19 protein-coding genes and 1 pseudogene are annotated in these 16,809 nt (G+C 54.5%); 12 read left to right on the top strand and 8 right to left on the bottom strand.

Annotation, left to right across the window (positions count from 1 at the left end; genetic code table 11):
* Window positions 1–20 precede the first annotated feature (20 nt).
* The 3 genes from lipB (at window position 21) to ABLW18_RS09940 (ending at window position 3,486) form a co-directional block, all read left to right on the top strand.
* Window positions 21–740: a lipoyl(octanoyl) transferase LipB gene (gene lipB, locus ABLW18_RS09950; protein WP_347824685.1), complete on the top strand. Its 720-nt coding sequence runs from the start codon at window positions 21–23 to the stop codon at window positions 738–740.
* Window positions 741–940: 200 nt separating this feature from the next.
* Window positions 941–2,614, top strand: coding sequence for a cytochrome c oxidase subunit I (ctaD, locus tag ABLW18_RS09945; RefSeq protein WP_347824654.1), 1,674 nt, complete (start codon window positions 941–943; stop codon window positions 2,612–2,614).
* 344 nt (window positions 2,615–2,958) lie between these two features.
* Window positions 2,959–3,486 carry a DUF2244 domain-containing protein gene (locus ABLW18_RS09940; protein ID WP_347824653.1) on the top strand — a complete coding sequence of 176 codons (528 nt, stop codon included), beginning with the start codon at window positions 2,959–2,961 and terminating at the stop codon, window positions 3,484–3,486.
* Between the two features lie 39 nt (window positions 3,487–3,525).
* On the opposite strand, the gene ABLW18_RS09935 is transcribed toward ABLW18_RS09940, so the two are convergent.
* Window positions 3,526–3,984 (bottom strand): GatB/YqeY domain-containing protein, encoded by a 459-nt coding sequence (locus ABLW18_RS09935; protein ID WP_347824652.1) that lies wholly within the window; start codon window positions 3,982–3,984, stop codon window positions 3,526–3,528.
* Between the two features lie 139 nt (window positions 3,985–4,123).
* On the opposite strand from ABLW18_RS09935, the gene carA reads away from it, so the two are divergent.
* The 4 genes from carA (at window position 4,124) to ABLW18_RS09915 (ending at window position 7,183) form a co-directional block, all read left to right on the top strand.
* The gene (carA, locus tag ABLW18_RS09930; protein WP_347824651.1) at window positions 4,124–5,287 is read left to right on the top strand and encodes a glutamine-hydrolyzing carbamoyl-phosphate synthase small subunit; all 1,164 of its coding nucleotides are present in this window, start codon (window positions 4,124–4,126) and stop codon (window positions 5,285–5,287) included.
* Between the two features lie 71 nt (window positions 5,288–5,358).
* Window positions 5,359–5,901 carry a hypothetical protein gene (locus tag ABLW18_RS09925; protein ID WP_347824650.1) on the top strand — a complete coding sequence of 181 codons (543 nt, stop codon included), beginning with the start codon at window positions 5,359–5,361 and terminating at the stop codon, window positions 5,899–5,901.
* Window positions 5,811–6,392, top strand: a complete 582-nt coding sequence (locus tag ABLW18_RS09920) for a hypothetical protein (protein WP_347824649.1) — start codon at window positions 5,811–5,813, stop codon at window positions 6,390–6,392. Before ABLW18_RS09925 ends, ABLW18_RS09920 begins: the two co-directional genes overlap by 91 nt.
* 383 nt (window positions 6,393–6,775) lie before the next feature.
* Window positions 6,776–7,183 (top strand): hypothetical protein, encoded by a 408-nt coding sequence (locus ABLW18_RS09915; RefSeq protein ID WP_347824648.1) that lies wholly within the window; start codon window positions 6,776–6,778, stop codon window positions 7,181–7,183.
* A 75-nt stretch (window positions 7,184–7,258) separates the two neighbouring features.
* On the opposite strand, the gene ABLW18_RS09910 is transcribed toward ABLW18_RS09915, so the two are convergent.
* Window positions 7,259–7,915, bottom strand: coding sequence for a GntR family transcriptional regulator (locus ABLW18_RS09910; protein ID WP_347824647.1), 657 nt, complete (start codon window positions 7,913–7,915; stop codon window positions 7,259–7,261).
* Window positions 7,916–8,019: 104 nt separating this feature from the next.
* Between ABLW18_RS09910 and ABLW18_RS09905 the strand changes: the two genes are divergently transcribed.
* Window positions 8,020–8,718 (top strand): pyrimidine 5'-nucleotidase, encoded by a 699-nt coding sequence (locus ABLW18_RS09905; protein ID WP_347824646.1) that lies wholly within the window; start codon window positions 8,020–8,022, stop codon window positions 8,716–8,718.
* Window positions 8,705–9,892 (top strand): FAD-dependent monooxygenase, encoded by a 1,188-nt coding sequence (locus ABLW18_RS09900; protein ID WP_347824645.1) that lies wholly within the window; start codon window positions 8,705–8,707, stop codon window positions 9,890–9,892. The genes ABLW18_RS09905 and ABLW18_RS09900 overlap by 14 nt, the downstream gene beginning before the upstream one ends.
* A gap of 7 nt (window positions 9,893–9,899) precedes the next feature.
* On the opposite strand, the gene ABLW18_RS09895 is transcribed toward ABLW18_RS09900, so the two are convergent.
* The 3 genes from ABLW18_RS09895 to ABLW18_RS09885 all read right to left on the bottom strand — a co-directional run bounded on the left by ABLW18_RS09895 (window position 9,900) and on the right by ABLW18_RS09885 (window position 12,015).
* Window positions 9,900–11,033, bottom strand: coding sequence for an aminotransferase class V-fold PLP-dependent enzyme (locus ABLW18_RS09895; protein WP_347824644.1), 1,134 nt, complete (start codon window positions 11,031–11,033; stop codon window positions 9,900–9,902).
* 74 nt (window positions 11,034–11,107) lie between these two features.
* Window positions 11,108–11,563 carry an Lrp/AsnC family transcriptional regulator gene (locus tag ABLW18_RS09890; RefSeq protein WP_347824643.1) on the bottom strand — a complete coding sequence of 152 codons (456 nt, stop codon included), beginning with the start codon at window positions 11,561–11,563 and terminating at the stop codon, window positions 11,108–11,110.
* Window positions 11,560–12,015 (bottom strand): Lrp/AsnC family transcriptional regulator, encoded by a 456-nt coding sequence (locus ABLW18_RS09885; RefSeq protein ID WP_347824642.1) that lies wholly within the window; start codon window positions 12,013–12,015, stop codon window positions 11,560–11,562. The genes ABLW18_RS09890 and ABLW18_RS09885 overlap by 4 nt, the downstream gene beginning before the upstream one ends.
* A gap of 134 nt (window positions 12,016–12,149) precedes the next feature.
* Here ABLW18_RS09885 and ilvC point away from each other — a divergent pair, with 134 nt between their 5' ends.
* The 3 genes and pseudogenes from ilvC to ABLW18_RS09870 all read left to right on the top strand — a co-directional run bounded on the left by ilvC (window position 12,150) and on the right by ABLW18_RS09870 (window position 14,183).
* Window positions 12,150–13,172, top strand: a complete 1,023-nt coding sequence (ilvC, locus tag ABLW18_RS09880; protein WP_347816374.1) for a ketol-acid reductoisomerase — start codon at window positions 12,150–12,152, stop codon at window positions 13,170–13,172.
* A 14-nt stretch (window positions 13,173–13,186) separates the two neighbouring features.
* Window positions 13,187–13,564: pseudogene (locus ABLW18_RS09875) on the top strand (DMT family transporter); the annotation flags it as partial.
* Window positions 13,565–13,676: 112 nt separating this feature from the next.
* Window positions 13,677–14,183, top strand: coding sequence for an EamA family transporter (locus tag ABLW18_RS09870; RefSeq protein ID WP_347824641.1), 507 nt, complete (start codon window positions 13,677–13,679; stop codon window positions 14,181–14,183).
* Here the strand turns inward: ABLW18_RS09870 and folP are convergent.
* From folP to ABLW18_RS09855, 3 genes are read right to left on the bottom strand one after another with little or no spacing between them, the layout of a single operon-like run.
* Window positions 14,155–15,147 (bottom strand): dihydropteroate synthase, encoded by a 993-nt coding sequence (gene folP / locus ABLW18_RS09865; protein WP_347824640.1) that lies wholly within the window; start codon window positions 15,145–15,147, stop codon window positions 14,155–14,157. The genes ABLW18_RS09870 and folP overlap by 29 nt on opposite strands.
* Window positions 15,144–16,067, bottom strand: coding sequence for a dihydroneopterin aldolase (locus ABLW18_RS09860; RefSeq protein ID WP_347824639.1), 924 nt, complete (start codon window positions 16,065–16,067; stop codon window positions 15,144–15,146). The genes folP and ABLW18_RS09860 overlap by 4 nt, the downstream gene beginning before the upstream one ends.
* Before the next feature lie 48 nt (window positions 16,068–16,115).
* A complete protein-coding gene (locus ABLW18_RS09855) occupies window positions 16,116–16,799 on the bottom strand; it encodes a cell wall hydrolase (protein WP_347824638.1) in 684 nt (227 codons plus the stop codon).
* Window positions 16,800–16,809: the final 10 nt, after the last annotated feature.

Here is a 16,809-nt window from a genome sequence, read left to right as displayed (position 1 = left end):
CTAATCTTAGCAAACGGCGCATCTGTCCCGGTCAGCCGGAGCCACATGCCACGTTTGCGTGCGAAAGGCATTGTGTGATGGTCAAATGGATCACCTCGGAAAATCCAGTGGGATATAAAGAGTCCGTGCGCTGGATGGAAGCGCGGGTTGCGGATATTTTGGCCAGCCGCGCCTCTGAGGCGATTTGGCTTTTGGAGCACCCTCCTCTTTACACGGCTGGCACCAGCGCCGATGCCAAGGATCTCACAGATCCGGATCGCTTTGACGTGTTTCAAGCGCAACGGGGCGGGCAATACACCTATCATGGGCCCGGCCAGAGGGTGATCTATGTGATGCTCGATGTTGGAAAGCGCGGGCGGGACGTGCGCAAGTTTGTACAGCAATTGGAAGATTGGGTCATCCGAACCTTGGATGAGTTCAACGTCACAGGCGAGATTCGCCCCGGCCGGGTCGGCGTATGGGTCACACGGCCCGACAAGCCTCTGCACCCCAGCGGCGCTCTGGCAGAGGATAAAATCGCGGCCATCGGTATCCGCCTGCGCAAATGGATTAGCTTCCATGGAATTTCCATCAATGTTGAACCCGATCTGGAGCATTTTTCCGGCATTGTCCCCTGTGGCATCGCGGAGCACGGGGTGACGTCCCTTGTAGATCTTGGCCTGCCGGTCACCCTTGCCGATGTTGATCTCGCCCTGCGCCGCAACTTTAACGCAGTATTTTCAGAACAAGCCGCCACGTAGCGCGCATCGAAATTGGCTCTTGAGATTTGGCGAAACCTATCGGGCGGCATGGGCCTACCCCCTGCGCCATTTTAACCCATAGAAAACCTCCATCACCGCGTTGCGCTGCGAGCCTGTGGAATGTAGAGACTATAACAGAAAGAGACGGGACAGCTGCGAGTCGGCTGTTCTGTTTTGGTAGCAATAAACGGGAGAGCCTGATGGCCGATGCAGCCGTACACGGACACGACCACGAAGATAACCGCGGTTTCTTCACACGTTGGTTCATGTCCACCAATCACAAAGATATTGGTATCCTTTACCTTTTGACCGGCGGCTTGGCCGGTTTCATTTCCGTCGCCTTCACCGTCTACATGCGGATGGAACTTATGGAGCCAGGCGTACAGTATATGTGCATGGAGGGCGCACGGCTCACCGCCGCTGCCGTGGGTGATTGTACACCCAACGGTCACCTGTGGAATGTCTTGATCACCGGTCACGGAATCTTGATGATGTTCTTCGTGGTGATCCCAGCGCTATTTGGTGGATTTGGCAACTATTTCATGCCCTTGCAAATCGGCGCGCCTGATATGGCTTTCCCACGCATGAACAACCTATCCTACTGGATGTATGTTGCTGGGACCACGATGGCGGTGCTCTCTGTGATCACCCCCGGCGGGAATGGACAAGCCGGCTCGGGCGTGGGCTGGGTGCTATATCCGCCGCTCTCGGTCAATGAAGGTGGCATGTCTATGGACTTTGCCATTTTTGCGGTCCACCTCTCCGGGGCCTCTTCCATTCTGGGCGCGATTAATATGATCACAACCTTCCTGAACATGCGCACGCCCGGCATGACCCTGTTCAAAGTTCCACTGTTTTCTTGGTCAATCTTTGTGACCGCTTGGCTGATCCTTTTGGCCCTGCCTGTTCTGGCCGGCGCGATCACCATGTTGCTGACGGACCGTAACTTCGGTACGGCCTTCTTTGATCCGGCCGGCGGTGGGGATCCCATTCTTTACCAACACATTCTGTGGTTCTTTGGGCATCCAGAGGTTTATATCGTCATCCTACCTGCCTTTGGCATCATATCACATGTCATTGCAACATTCTCAAAAAAACCTGTATTCGGTTATCTGCCGATGGTCTGGGCGCTTATCGCAATTGGCGCTCTGGGCTTCGTTGTTTGGGCACACCACATGTACACCGTGGGCATGTCACTGACGCAGCAATCCTACTTCATGTTGGCCACAATGGTCATCGCGGTGCCTACTGGGGTGAAAATATTCTCTTGGATCGCGACTATGTGGGGCGGCTCAATCGAATTTAAAACACCAATGCTCTTTGCAACAGGGTTTGTCTTCATGTTTACCGTCGGCGGCGTGACCGGCATCGTTCTGTCGCAGGCTGCGGTCGACCGGGCCTATCACGACACCTACTATGTGGTTGCACACTTCCATTATGTGATGGCAATTGCGGCCGCCTTTGGTATTTTCGCAGGGGTCTATTTCTATCTGCCAAAAATGGCTGGCCGTTGGTACAATGAAACCCTTGGCAAAATTCACTTCTGGATGTTCTTCATCGGCACAAACATCACCTTCTTCCCGCAGCACTTCCTCGGGCGCCAAGGTATGCCACGCCGCTATATCGATTATCCTGAGGCTTTTGCCTATTGGAACTATTGGTCAAGCTGGGGCGCCTTCCTCTCCTTCGCCTCCTTCTTGTTGTTCATCGGCATTATCGCCTATGCAGTCTTTGCAGGGCGCCGGGTCACCGCGAACAACCCATGGAACGAATGGGCCGATACGTTGGAATGGACTATCCCATCACCACCACCCGAGCACACATTCGAAATTCTTCCAAAACAGGAAGATTGGGATAAAAGCTCCGCGCATTAATCGTCATGTGCTGAAAATAATAGAAAGGCCTCGGATCTCCGGGGCTTTTTTCATGTCAAGACTCAGCCGCTGGGGTCTTATGAAAGACCTCTGCATAACGCCATTTCAACATGAAATGAGGGCAGCGCCGGCCTGGGCGAGCGCATATGTCCAGTGGTGAAATCACTGCAAAATTTGAGCAATAACCATACGCACCAGCATGTTGAGGTGGTGAATGCGCCTGCTGGGGAGCAGCCCGGTGTTGCCACCGGGCAAAGTGTTTTGACCTAGCGGTTGGGTTATGCAGAGGTCTTATGACATTATGGCGCAGTGAACCTTAAAGGTTTTCAGTTTACCTCCCCACCATGCCCTATGAATGGTCCAGCCCTCCAGAACGCGCGCAGCTTGGCGCGGCATCCAGTCACCAGCCCGGTCTTCGGCTGTCGCTCAGCGCACATAATGCGCTCAGCCGGGAAGGGTTTGCTGGGTTCATTGGCGCCACTGCGGCCCTCATGGCTGTGCCGCTCTTGGCGTTTTTAGGCCATACGGTACTTTGGATCATCGCCGCGGCCCTTGGAAGCGCCCTTTGCGCGATTTGGCTGGCCCTCAAAGCCAGTTGGCGACGCGGTCAAGTACGTGAAGAGTTTGAACTTTGGAGTGATCTGGCCATTTTGCGCCGCATCAACCCCAATGGTCAGTCGCAAGAATGGCGCGCTAACCCCTATTGGGTGGAAGTGCACATGAGCAAGGATGATGGGCCCGTTCCAGACTATCTCACCCTACGCGGTGGTGGGCGTGTGGTGGAAATTGGCGCATTTTTGTCGCAAGAAGAGCGGCCACTTTTGGCCGCCGATTTGCAATCAGCCTTTCTCAACGCTGCAAGGCAAGTGTGACCAAGGGGCTCAATCAGCCCTGCGAAAGATGCGGGTCGATCAGCTCAGTTGCGCTTTCACAATGCCGCCAACTTTTCCAAAATCAAGCTGGCCTGTGTATTTGGACTTCAAAACACCCATGACCTTGCCCATATCGCGAATCGAATTCGCCCCGGATGCAGTTATGGCCTCGGCAATCGCCTTTTCGACCTCTTGCTCGCTCAATTGCCGCGGCAAGAATTCTTCAACAATGACGATTTCAGCCCGTTCTTTTTCCGCCAATTCAAGCCGCCCACCTTCTTCATAGGCCCGCGCGCTTTCTTGGCGTTGTTTTACCAATTTGCTCAAAATAGCTAATAAATCGTCATCAGAGACCCCCATATCGGTTCCCTCTGACCGCGCATCAATGTCGCGATCTTTAATCGCCGCATTGATGAGACGCAGTGTCATCAATCGCGTTGCATCCTTGGCCTTCATCGCTTCTTTCAGCGATACGCTCAAACGATCCCGCAAACTCATGATCCAATAATCCTCGACCTGTTAAGATCACAATCTATAACCGCTGAACAATTGATTTACAACGCCGATGGCGCCGCCTGACCCTTGACCCCCGACGCATCAACGACTAACACCAGCGCAATCTGCCAGGGGTGCTTTCATGACAATGTCATCGAACCAAAAACCGACTGCTTGCCTTGTGCTTGCGGACGGATCCATTTTTTACGGCCACGGCTTTGGAGCCACAGGTACCACCGTTGCCGAGCTCTGTTTCAACACCGCTATGACAGGCTATCAGGAGATAATGACAGACTCCTCCTATGCCGGCCAAGTCGTCACCTTCACCTTCCCGCATATTGGCAACACTGGGATCACATCAGAAGATGATGAGACCGCAGATCCTTTTGCCGCTGGCATGGTAGTGAAATGGGATCCAACCGAGCCCTCAAGCTGGCGCGCACGAGAAGAGCTCGCCCCTTGGCTTGCCGCGCGCGGGCGCATCGCGATAGGTGGCATTGATACCCGCCGCCTCACTCGCGCCATCCGCCAACAGGGTGCTCCGCACGTGGCTCTGTGCCACAGTCCAGACGGCGTGTTCGATCTGGAGGACCTTCTGGCGCAAGCCAAAGGATTCGCCGGTCTCGAAGGTTTGGACCTGGCCAAGGATGTCAGCTGCACACAATCCTACAAATGGAATGAGAAACGCTGGGCTTGGCCGGAAGGCTATGTTGCCGAAGAGGCGCCCAAATATAAGGTTGTCGCCATTGATTATGGCGCAAAGCGCAATATCTTGCGCTGCTTGGCCTCCGTGGGCTGCGATGTCACTGTGCTGCCCGCATCGGCCACCGCAGAGGATGTTTTGGCTCACCGGCCCGATGGGCTTTTCCTATCCAATGGCCCAGGCGATCCCGCCGCCACAGGAAGCTATGCTGTGCCGATGATCCAGGCGGTGTTGGCACAAAGCACAATCCCCATGTTTGGCATTTGCTTAGGTCATCAAATGCTGGCTTTGGCATTGGGTGCAAAAACCATCAAGATGAACCACGGACATCATGGCGCGAACCATCCTGTGAAGGATGTGCAAAGCAATAAGGTCGAGATCACCTCGATGAACCACGGGTTTACCGTGGACAGCCAGTCTCTGCCCGAGGGTGTCGTGGAAACTCATATATCGCTATTTGATGGCTCCAATTGCGGCATTCGCATGGCGGATCGTCCGGTATTCTCGGTACAATATCACCCTGAAGCCAGCCCGGGGCCCCAGGACAGCTTCTATCTGTTTGAAAACTTCGCAGCTGAAATGAAAAAGTCTCGCGCGGCCTAAGATCTTAAACCTTACCTTAACATCCAGCCCTCAAACTGTCGCAACCAATCGCAGCTTAAGGGAAGGTTACTTTGAATTACAATACTCCTTCGTCCCCCACCGGCGCATTGCACCCCCCCCGCACGAGTCATTGGGATCCGTCAGATTTGCTGGAGTTCCTGACTGAAGCGAACCTGCTGCCCCCCGCGGCTTATCTGCAATTGCAAAACCGCGATATGGATGGCAACTCCTCTGAGAGCGACACATTGATTTCCCTTGGCCTCATTGACGCGACCAGCTTGGCGCATTTGCAAGCGGAACGTTTGGGCGAGGGTTATATCGATCTCACCTATTTCCCACCAAACCCAGATTTGCTCAAAATTCTTGGTCCGGCCAACGCCCTGCAAATGGGTGTGTTGCCTTGGCGCCTGAGTGCAGATGTGACTATCATCTTGACCGATCGGCCCAATCATTTGATGAAAACCAATCCTATTTGCGCCAAATATTTGGCCCACTGCGCCGCGCCTTTACCTGCCCGGATCAAATGGGACCCTACATCACCACCACCGAAGAAGCGGCGCTTATCCATCGGGCCGAACACCGCGTTGCCGCGCGTGAAAGCTCCCACGATCTGAATTTCAAAATCTTACATGTTGCCTTGTGCAGCTTGATCGCGCTGGTTGCCCTGACGGGTGCCTTCGCTCCTGCTATTACATTTTTGGTCTTCGCCCTTTGGGGAACCCTCACTTTGATCGCCAATATGGCGCTGAAACTCGCCACCGCGATGCTGTTTTTACATCACGGAGCACTGGCCAGTCTTAAATATAGGGGCCGCACAACCGATGCACCCCTGCCCGAAATATCCATCATGGTGCCCCTGTTCAAAAAATGCGCAATGATGAGCCATCTGCTCACGCATCTGCGCCAACTCGACTATCCAAAAAATCTGCTACAGGTGATTTTGGTGATGGAACGCGATGACATAAGCACAGCCAAGACCCTCGCTGGCATCAAACTTCCGCCGTGGATCACCGCGATAAATGTGCCAAACGGGTCCATCAAAACAAAGCCGAGGGCACTCAAACACCTTGGATCACTGCCGAGGGTCGATCATTGGCGTCTATGATGCCGAAGATGCCCCCGAACCGGGCCAACTGCGCAAAGTGGCCCGCCATTTTGCGGAAAGCGACGAGAAATTGGCCTGCGTTCAGGGCTCTTTGGATTTCTACAATTCGCGCTCCAATTGGTTGTCACGCTGTTTCACCATCGAATATGCCACTTGGTTTCACATTGTGCTACCGGGTCTTGCGCGGCTCAAGCTCCCCGTGCCACTCAGTGGAACGACCCTGTTTTTTCGCCAGCATATCCTTGAAGAGCTCGGTGGTTGGGACGCGCATAACGTCACGGAAGATGCAAATCTTGGCATTCGCCTAACACGTTTCGGCTATCACACAGAGCTCTTGCCCACCGTCACCCTTGCGGAGGCCAATTGCCCGTGGCTGGCCGTGGATGCGCCAACGCAGCCGCTGGCTCAAAGGCTATGCGCTCACCTGGGCGGTGCACATGCGCGCGCCGAAAACCCTCCTGCGGGACCTGGGTCTTTGGCAGTTTTTCGGTGTACAATTGCTCTTCGCAGGAACACTGTCAAAATTTTTATTGGCCCCAGTGCTTTGGACCTTCTGGCTGGCCTTTCTTGCTCTGCCCCATCCCCTGACGGGCTTCATGCCGAGCTGGGCCTTCTACACTTTGGGCGGGATTTATTTAATGTCCGAGGTCATCGACATCATATTTGGCTTGCTGGACTGCAATCAAGCCAAACACCGCCATTTGCTCAAATGGGTGCCCAGCCTGCATTTCTATCTCCCGCTGGGATCTATGGCCGCCTACAATCTATGGCCGCCTATAAAGGCTTCCTAAAATTGCTCTAGAAACCCTTTTATTGGGACAAAACCGCCCATAGCATATCGCTTGCCACTGCTCCGGCCCCACCTCTTACCAGGCCTGAGCGCCCGCATCATGTTTCAGGCGGGTGACGAAGGCCTCGCTCAAATGCTGCTTCACCGCCTCATAGGCCGCCGGCCCATCCCGATTCGAAATTGCCAAAACAATCGCCTGATGCTCGTCCAAGGCCACAGGTCCCCGCCCCTCGACGGCAAGGGAGGTCGTCGCAAGGAGCGCCATGGAGCGATAAACCAAATCCAGCTGTTGCACCAAAAACCGGTTGTGCGACGCCAAATGCAATTGCTTGTGAAACCTCTTATTCGAGCGCGCCAAAGCGGCGGCATCCGACACCCGCTCGCGGTCCGCATCAATCATTTGTTGCAGCACATTGATCTCTTCAACCGACGCATGTTGCGCCGCCAAACGTGCCGCCAGCCCCTCAAGTTCTGTGCGCACCACATAGAGCTCAGCCATTTGATTGTGATCCAAAGAGGCAACAATCAAACTCCGGCCATCACGGGTCAAAAGGCTCTGCGTCTCCAGCCTTTGCAGCGCCTCGCGGATAGGTGTGCGTGACACGCCAAAACGTTCGGCCAATTCACTTTCAACCAAGCGACTGCCGGGCTTGTAGATGCCCACGTCAATCGCCTCCAAAATCAATCCATAAGCGTCCCCTTGAACGGGTCGGGATGCAGATGTTTCTAGCATAAATAGGCTCCTTATCGATCCTTTCGTCAACTATGGGCGAGCTGGCCGCGCCTCGCAAGCGTTTCGGCATTGAACCTGCCGCGCTATTTGGTACCAATTGCCCCATGGATTTTGACCAGTTTTCACATATCGACACTTGGATCTTTGATCTCGACAATACGCTTTACCCGCACAAGGTCCGGCTTTTTGATCAGATTGAAGAAAAAATGCGCCTTTTTGTCTCTGATTTTCTGAATGTTAGCCTTGAAGAGGCGGATGTGTTCCGCGCGCAGTACTGGCGCAGTCACGGAACAACCCTAGCGGGAATGATGGACCAGCACGCTATGCCACCCGAGGCATTTTTGCATTTTGTCCATGACATAGATTTTTCACCATTGCCGCATTCGGCAGAGCTTTCATCGCTGATCTCCGCCCTGCCGGGTCGGAAAATTGTCTATACCAATGGCACGGAACCCTATGCACGCCGGGTATTGCAAGCCCGTGGCTTGGAGCAAAATTTTGATGCCGTCTACGGTATAGAGCACGCAAGTTATCGGCCCAAACCCCATGCTGAGGCCTTCGCGGAGGTCTTTGCGCGCGCGGCAGTGACCCCGCATTCCGCCGCTATGTTTGAGGATGACTCCCGCAATTTGCAGGTGCCCGCAGGCCTTGGGATGCGGACGGTCTACATCTCGTCAAACACGGTCGCGCCTGATTACGTCGACGCCGCGCATCAGGATTTGGAGGCCTTCTTGTCGCAATTGGTCGCAGCTTGCTTTTCAAAGCCAAGCGGCAGATTACATAAAACTTATGGCCATATATAAAGACATTATCATCTCTGGCGGCGGCATCGCCGGGCTGACCGCCGCTGTTGCCTTTGGCGAGTCTGGGTTCGAGGTTCTTTGCGTCGATCCCACGGCTCCTGTCACCGACGGAAGCCACCAAGGCGCCGATCTCCGCACCACCGCCTATTTGCAACCCGCGCAAGCTTTTTTGCAGCAAATTAGTCTTTGGCCTTTGGTGGCAGACCGCAGCGCACCGCTTCAGATCATGCGCATTGTGGATGCAGCCGGGGAGGCATTGGTCCGTAAGGATTTTAACGCAGCCGATATTTCAGATGCGCCATTTGGCTGGAATCTGGGAAATTGGGACATGCGCGAGGGGCTTTTGACACGGTTGGGCGCCCTACCGAATGTCGACTTTCAGCCCGGTGTTTCGACAATCGGCAGTCAAACGCGCAGCACCGAAGCGCGCGTCACTCTGAGCTCTTCAGAACGTGTCTGTTGCAAAATGCTGATTGCGGCCGACGGCCGAGACAGCCCCATTCGGCGCGCTGCAAATATCCGCGCAAAACGCACAGATTTTGGTCAATTGGCATTAAGTTTTGCAGTGAACCACGACATACTGCATGAAAACATCTCGACAGAGGTTCATAAAGCGGGCGGGCCTTTTACCTTAGTGCCCCTGCCCGATTGCAACGGCAAACCCTCCTCCGCTGTGGTGTGGATGGACCGCGTCAGCGCGATAAAAGAGATGCAATGCCAACCCATAGAGGCCTTCAATGCGGCCATAACCGAGCGTTCCGCCGGTGTTTTGGGACAACTGGAGTTGATCACTGCGCGCACCGCCTGGCCGATCATCAGCCAATTGTCTGATCATTTTTTTGCCGAGCGCACCGCTTTCATTGCAGAAGCCGCGCATGTGGTGCCGCCGATTGGTGCGCAGGGCTTGAACCTGAGCTTAGGAGATATTGAGGCACTGCTTGATCTTGCCAGGGCCGCACCGGCGCAGATTGGTGAGGCTGATATGCTGAAGCGTTACCATCAAGCCCGCCGGCCAATTGCGCAATCACGGGTGATCGGCGTCGGGGCGCTGAACCGCTCCTCCAAGGCCGAGGGCCCCATCGCCACCAAGGCCAGGGCCTTGGGGCTGGACGCGATCCACCGGATCACACCCCTACGCCGCCAGCTCATGCAGTTGGGGCTGGGTATCCGCTAGCGCGGGCTTACGCGGCGAGGACTTGATCCAAAGCCTGCTCTAAACGCGCCACGCTGGCGTCTACATCATAGAGCTTGTCAAGGCCAAACAATCCAAGACGGAAACTGCGATACTCCGGGCCCTCGTCGCATTGCAGCGGCACGCCGGCTGCGATCTGCATACCAAGCGCGGCAAAAGGTTTGCCAGATTGCATCTCTGGGCTGCTTGCAAAACTCACAACGACACCGGGGGCGCCAAATCCATCAGCGGCAACGGAGGCAATGCCGCGTTCCGCCAGGACTGCACGCACCCGATTACCTTGCTCCCATTGAGCATCGGCCAATTTGCCAAAACCGTAATCCTTGGTTTCGAGCATTGTATCGCGAAACCCGATCAAAGCATCGGTTGGCATTGTGGCGTGATATGCATGACCACCGGCTTCATAGGTCTCCATAATGGACAACCACTTGCCCAGATCCGCGGCAAAGCTGTTGGACTGGCTGGCCTTAACCGCTGCGATACCGGCCTCAGACAGCATGACCAATCCCGCAGATGGTGAAGCTGACCACCCCTTTTGAGGCGCGGAAATCAAGAAATCAACGCCTACAGCGCGCATGTCCACCCAAGCACAGCCTGAGGCGATACAATCCAGAACGAACAATCCGCCGTAACTATGCACCGCATCGGAGACCGCTTTGAGGTAGTCATCTGGCAAGATCAAACCCGCTGAGGTCTCGACATGCGGTGCAAAAACGACATCAGGTTGATCCGACAAAATCTTGGCCACAACCTCATCGATCGGCGCAGGGGCAAAGGCTGCCTGCACGCCATTGCCCACCCGCCGGGCCTTCATGATCGTTTCGCTGGCAGGAATTGAGCCGGCTTCAAAAATCTGGGTCCAGCGATAGGAAAACCATCCATTGCGCAGCACCATAACATTTTTGCCCACAGCAATCTGCCGCGCAACCGCTTCCATCCCATAGGTACCGCCACCGGGAATCACAGCGACGCCATCGGCAGAATACACCTCTTTCAGAATGGATGAGATATCACGCATCACACCTTGAAATTTCGCACTCATATGGTTGAGCGAGCGATCTGTAAACACAACAGAATATTCAAGCAGGCCATCTGGATCTACGGTATCAAGCAAAGCGGTCATTTCGGCATCTCCTTTAAGGTTGTGGTAGTATAAAAAGCTTGGCCACAGGATGCACGGTCTATCTTGGTATGCATCTAAAGTGGGCCAAGCAGACGTTCTTCACTCAAAAGCACATTCGCCTCCACATCACCGATACCGCGCACGGTCATAATGCGGTGGCGCAGGACCCGCTCAAAGTCCGAAATATCCCGCGCCACAACCCGCAAGCGGTAATCATAGCGCCCGAGCACATGCTGAACGGTTTGCACCTCCGGGATGGCCGTGACGGCACGTTCAAAATCCTCAAGGCTGACCTGCCCGCGCGTGGCCAGTTTTACGCCCAAAAAAACCGTGACCCCGAATCCTAATGCCTCGACATTTAGATCCACCCGACGACCGGCCAGAACCCCCGCAGCCTGCAACCGCTTAATGCGCCGCCAGGTGGCCGGCTGACTCAATCCCAATTGACGGCCCAAAACACCTGCCGATTGGGTGGCATCCCGCGACAAAGCCCGCAGAAGCGCAAAATCCTTGTCATCCCAGGCACTCATAGGGGCAGAGCTTCCGCGGTTTTCAGCGTCGCCACATGCATCAATGCCTCAAGCTCCGCGATATGTGGCAGATTGAGAATCTCACTGCGATACAGTTTTTGATAATCTGGCATGTCTTTCGCAATCACCGAAAGACGCACATCCACGCGGCCCGAAAAGGTTTGTATGGCGATCACTTGTTTGATCCGGCGCGCTGCGGCCAGAAACTCATCAAAAGCCTTTGAATTTGTTTTGTCCAAAGTAAAGCGCAGGCTGACCTCAACCCCATACCCCAAAACCGCCCAATCAATCACCGCGTGCAAACCGCGCAACACGCCTAATCCCTTCAACCGATCCAACCGGCGCGCCACAGTGGCCGGCTGAGATTGGCAGCGTTCCGCCAGCTCCGATAGCGGTGCTGTAGGGTCAGATTGTAAAAACCGCAAAATGCGTCGATCAAGATCATCAAGCATGAAATTTTCATATATTAAAATATGACGAATGAAAACCGTTATAATTGCTTTTAATTTGTCAAAATATATCCTTTATTACACCGTTCAAACTGATAGACAGGCCCCAGAAATCCCAACTATGAAAGGACGCCAAAATGCGCGTTTATTATGATCGTGATTGCGATGTAAATCTGATCAAAGACAAAAAAGTCGCCATTCTCGGCTATGGCAGCCAGGGCCATGCCCATGCGTTGAACCTGCGCGACAGCGGTGCGAAAAATCTCGTGGTCGCGCTGCGTGAAGGGTCTGCCTCTATTGCAAAGGCGGAAGGGGAAGGCCTGAAAACTATGGGCATTGCAGAAGCAGCCGCTTGGGCCGATGTCATCATGTTCACCATGCCGGATGAATTGCAGGCCGAAACTTACAAAAAATATGTCCACGACAATATCCGTGAAGGCGCGGCAATTGCATTTGCACACGGCTTGAACGTGCATTTTGGCCTGATTGAGCCAAAAGAAGGCATCGACGTCATCATGATGGCTCCAAAGGGTCCGGGCCACACCGTGCGCGGCGAATACACCAAAGGCGGCGGCGTGCCCTGCCTCGTTGCCGTAGACAAAGACGCCTCAGGCAAAGCTTTGGAAATCGGCCTGTCCTATTGCTCAGCAATCGGTGGCGGCCGCTCAGGCATTATCGAAACCAACTTCCGTGAAGAATGCGAAACGGATCTCTTTGGTGAACAAGCGGTTCTTTGTGGCGGCTTGGTGGAGCTGATCCGCATGGGTTTCGAAACTTTGGTCGAAGCGGGCTACGCTCCAGAAATGGCCTATTTCGAGTGTTTGCACGAAGTAAAATTGATTGTGGATCTGATTTATGAAGGCGGCATTGCCAACATGAACTACTCCATCTCCAACACGGCGGAATACGGTGAATATGTCTCCGGTCCACGTATCTTGCCCTACGACGAAACCAAAGCCAAAATGAAAGCGGTTCTGACCGACATTCAAAACGGCAAATTCGTGCGTGACTTCATGGTCGAGAACGCTGTTGGCCAGCCATCTTTCAAAGCGACACGCCGCATCAACGATGAACACCAGATTGAAGCCACAGGTGAAAAACTGCGCGCAATGATGCCTTGGATCTCTGCTGGTAAGATGGTTGATAAATCCAAGAACTAATCTTGTGGTGAGCTATGGCTCACATTAGACTTTGGGGGCTCGGCACGACTGGCCGGGCCCTTTTCTTTTGCCTCTGTGAAAGTACGTCCATGACATCTCCCGGAGTGATCAACTGGCTTCGCATTGCCTTCATAGCAATGATTTGGGTCGGAGCCTTTATGGTGGTGCGCATCGCATTGCGTGACTTCGAACCGCTGACCCTTGCCGCCGGGCGGATCAGCATCGGCGCCATCGCACTCTTTTGCCTGATGCATTGGCGCGGTATTGCCTTGCACAGTTTCAAAAATATCGCCGTCTGGCGCTTTGTTCTTTTGGTTGGGCTGCTGTCCAGTGCAATCCCCTTCGCGCTGCTCAGTTGGGGCCAACAACATGTGCCCTCCGCCTACGCCGGCATGACCATGGCGGCGTTGCCAATTTTTATTTTGCCGCTGGCACATTTTTTTACCAGGCGAGCGGATTTTTTTACGCAAACTCATCGGCTTTGGGGTTGGCTTTTTGGGCGCAATGTTACTGATCGGCACAAGCGGACTTGGCGTAGCAGAGGGCCCCGTGGAGACTCTAGCGCGTTTCGCCTGCGTGGGGGCCGCTTTTTGCTATGCCTGCGGTTCCATCGCCACGCGACAATGCCCACCCATTAATGAGCTGGCGCTCTCCACCGGCTCACTCATTTTGGCCGCTGTGTTCTTACTGCCAATCGCGCTGCTTATCGAAGGCCTGCCCAAGCTGCCCAGCCTCCCAGGTCTACTCGCCATTGGATACCTGGGCCTTGTTTCTACCGCATTGGCCTTCATCATCAAAGTTGCCCTGATCCGCAGCGCCGGTCCGTCGTTCATGACGCTCACAAATTACCAAGTCCCCGTCTGGTCCGTGCTCGCTGGCAGCCTCTTCCTGGGGGAAACCCTTCCAGCCACACTCTTTGTCGCTTTGGCCTTAATCTTATTGGGAGTGGCAATCATTCAAGCGGGTGTCTTGCGCCACATCTTTAGCCGCGGACAGCCGCCCAAAGTTTGAGCGCCTGAACCGTTTCGCACACATCATGCACCCGCAAGATCTGCGCGCCTTGCCCAGCGCCAGCCAAGGCCACAGCAATGGAGCCAGCCATGCGGTCCTGGGCCTTCTCTGCACCAGAAATCGTCCCAATAAAGCGCTTACGGGACGCGCCCAAAAGAACGGGACACCCCAAGCCGTGAAACAGGGCAAGACCGCGCAAAAGTGCCAAATTGTGCTCCAAGGTTTTTCCAAACCCTATGCCGGGATCGACAATAATATTGTGTCGCAACACGCCCTGTGACAGCGCAAAATCCACCCGTGCAGCCAAATAATCGTACACATCAAGCAAAACATCTTGGTATTGCGCGTTTTGCTGCATCGTTTTGGGGTCGCTGGGTGCGTGCATCAGGCACAATGGCGCGCCGCTGCGGGCCGCCACTTGCCCCATCTCACAGTCAAAACTCAAAGCGGAGACATCATTGATCCAATCAACACCCGCATCCAAGGCCGCCACCGCAACAGGCGCTTTGCGCGTGTCAATAGACAATGGGACAGACGACACCTGCCGTACATCAAGAATGGCGGGCTTGGTACGCGCAATCTCTTCCTCCAAGGCAACTTCATCAGCACCGGGGCGAGTGCTTTCGCCCCCAATATCAATGATATCTGCACCCTCTTGCTTCAAGCGCACTGCATGGGTACGCGCGCTTGCACGGCTGTCAAATTGCCCACCATCAGAAAAACTATCTGGCGTAGTATTTAAAATACCCATGATCTGCGGCCGCGCTTTTGTGCTAGCGCTTATGCCCAAATCAGAGCGCACAGAGGTGAGCCGTTTCAAGATGTCTTGCGGCACCTCATCAGCTGATATCAACTCAGCGCTCCCATGCCGCGACAGAACTTCGACCTTGGAAAAACGGCACCAGCCCCCCGCAAGCACATGCGAGCCCTGCTCTTCGACCAAAGGCCGATAATACAGTGTCATAACCGTACCAGATCTGCCTGAGCCTGGCGGGCAATAGGCAAATTCCCTGTTGGAGTGGCGCCGACAAACACCAGCTGCGCCGCCTGCATTTCTTGGGCAAACCATTCGACCAGAGCAGAAATATCGACCATCTCAGGCGGCGGACCATCGACCGCGTCCAAAACAATTTTCGAGGGTGCCCAGAGGCTGATCTGATCGTGGCGCATGCCCCAATCCAATTCTGTCTTCGTACCCACAACCACACATCGCGGATCGTGACTGGCAAAAATCCAAGCATTTTGTTCAATCGCCAAGAGATCAATGCGGCGCTGCACCATGCGATGCCTCGCCACCTGCGGCGCTCCCACATCGGGCATACCGACACAGATAATGACCGGGCGGGTGTTATGTTCAGCGGCGGAGAGCCAGACATCTAAATGCCCCTCTTCGATCACAGTATTTGCCAAAAACAGAACAATCGGATGCGGCGTCCCTTCCAACCCCGGAAGGTCCGTTTCAACGGCGCGTGACTTTGAACGCACAATCTCAACGCCCAAATTGCCCGGCCCGCGATCAAGTTTTTCAATCCGCACAAAAACCCGCTGCGCTTGTGGCGCGAGCAATATGCGCTCTGCAACACGTTCCGCCAAAGTTTCCAGCAAATTCAGCCGTTCTTCGGACAAGGCCGCGTCAATAGCCTCTGTGACCCGATCATACGACAGGATGCGATCCACATCATCGTCGATTTCGTCGCTCAAAGGCTGGACTTCAACCACCACATCAAAACGAATGCGTTGCGTGGTGCCGCGTTCAGCTTGAAACGCACCAATTTCCACAGTGAGGATATAGTCGCGCACAGAAATTCTATCAAAAGGTGCCTTAGCTGTCGCCTCTGACCGCGCGCTGGGATGAGCAAAAGCATGTTTTAGATCGACGGTCATTTTGGCCTCTTGCCCTGTTTGATAGCCGCGCTCAGCGTGGCGCAACCACTATTTCTCAGCAACGCGTCTAATGGGTTTATAAAATCTGTGTACCCCGATTGTGGCCACATGCTGAAAACGTCGCGCCCAAGATGGGGACACATGGGTGGCATGATAATAGGTAGCCCCCTTTGTCAAAGGCCGCGTCTTGCGGTCCATCGACACCCACGCGACTCTTTTGACTTGATCATAGGCCGTCCCATTGGCGATATACTCCAACTTCCCGTCACAATTATAACTAAATTGGCACGCATGTATGCGCCCCGCACCTTGGCGCACCACACTGCAAATGCTGTTTGGAAACTTTGGACTGTCAACACGATTAAGAATCACTTCCGCCACCGCAAATTGCCCTTCGACCGATTCTCCGCGGGCTTCGAAATAAATAGCCTCAGCCAAGCACGCCCATTGTTTGCCGCCACTTGGCTTTGCCAAACTGCGCAGCCAACGGCCAGAATATCGCACTTCAGATCCCTTTGGGCGCTCTTTAGGGCGCGGGGACGTCAAAACCGCAACGCGGCTCAAAGAGACAGCCGAGACCATCGCGTTTTCATGGCGCAGGGCATCTTCTAACCCCGCCGCTGGAAAAGCAGAGGACAGATCACTGGCCTTGCTAGGCTGCAGGGCCAAAACCTGCAAAGCCAGCCCAGCACAGATCGCCATGGCGAAGGTGCGAAACTCTCCAAACCCCATTGATACTCTC

This window comes from uncultured Planktomarina sp., assembly GCA_943788425.1.
Lineage (GTDB): Bacteria > Pseudomonadota > Alphaproteobacteria > Rhodobacterales > Rhodobacteraceae > Planktomarina.
The sequence above is the reverse complement of the archived record's forward strand: the minus strand, read 5'-3'. Positions and strand labels throughout refer to the sequence as shown.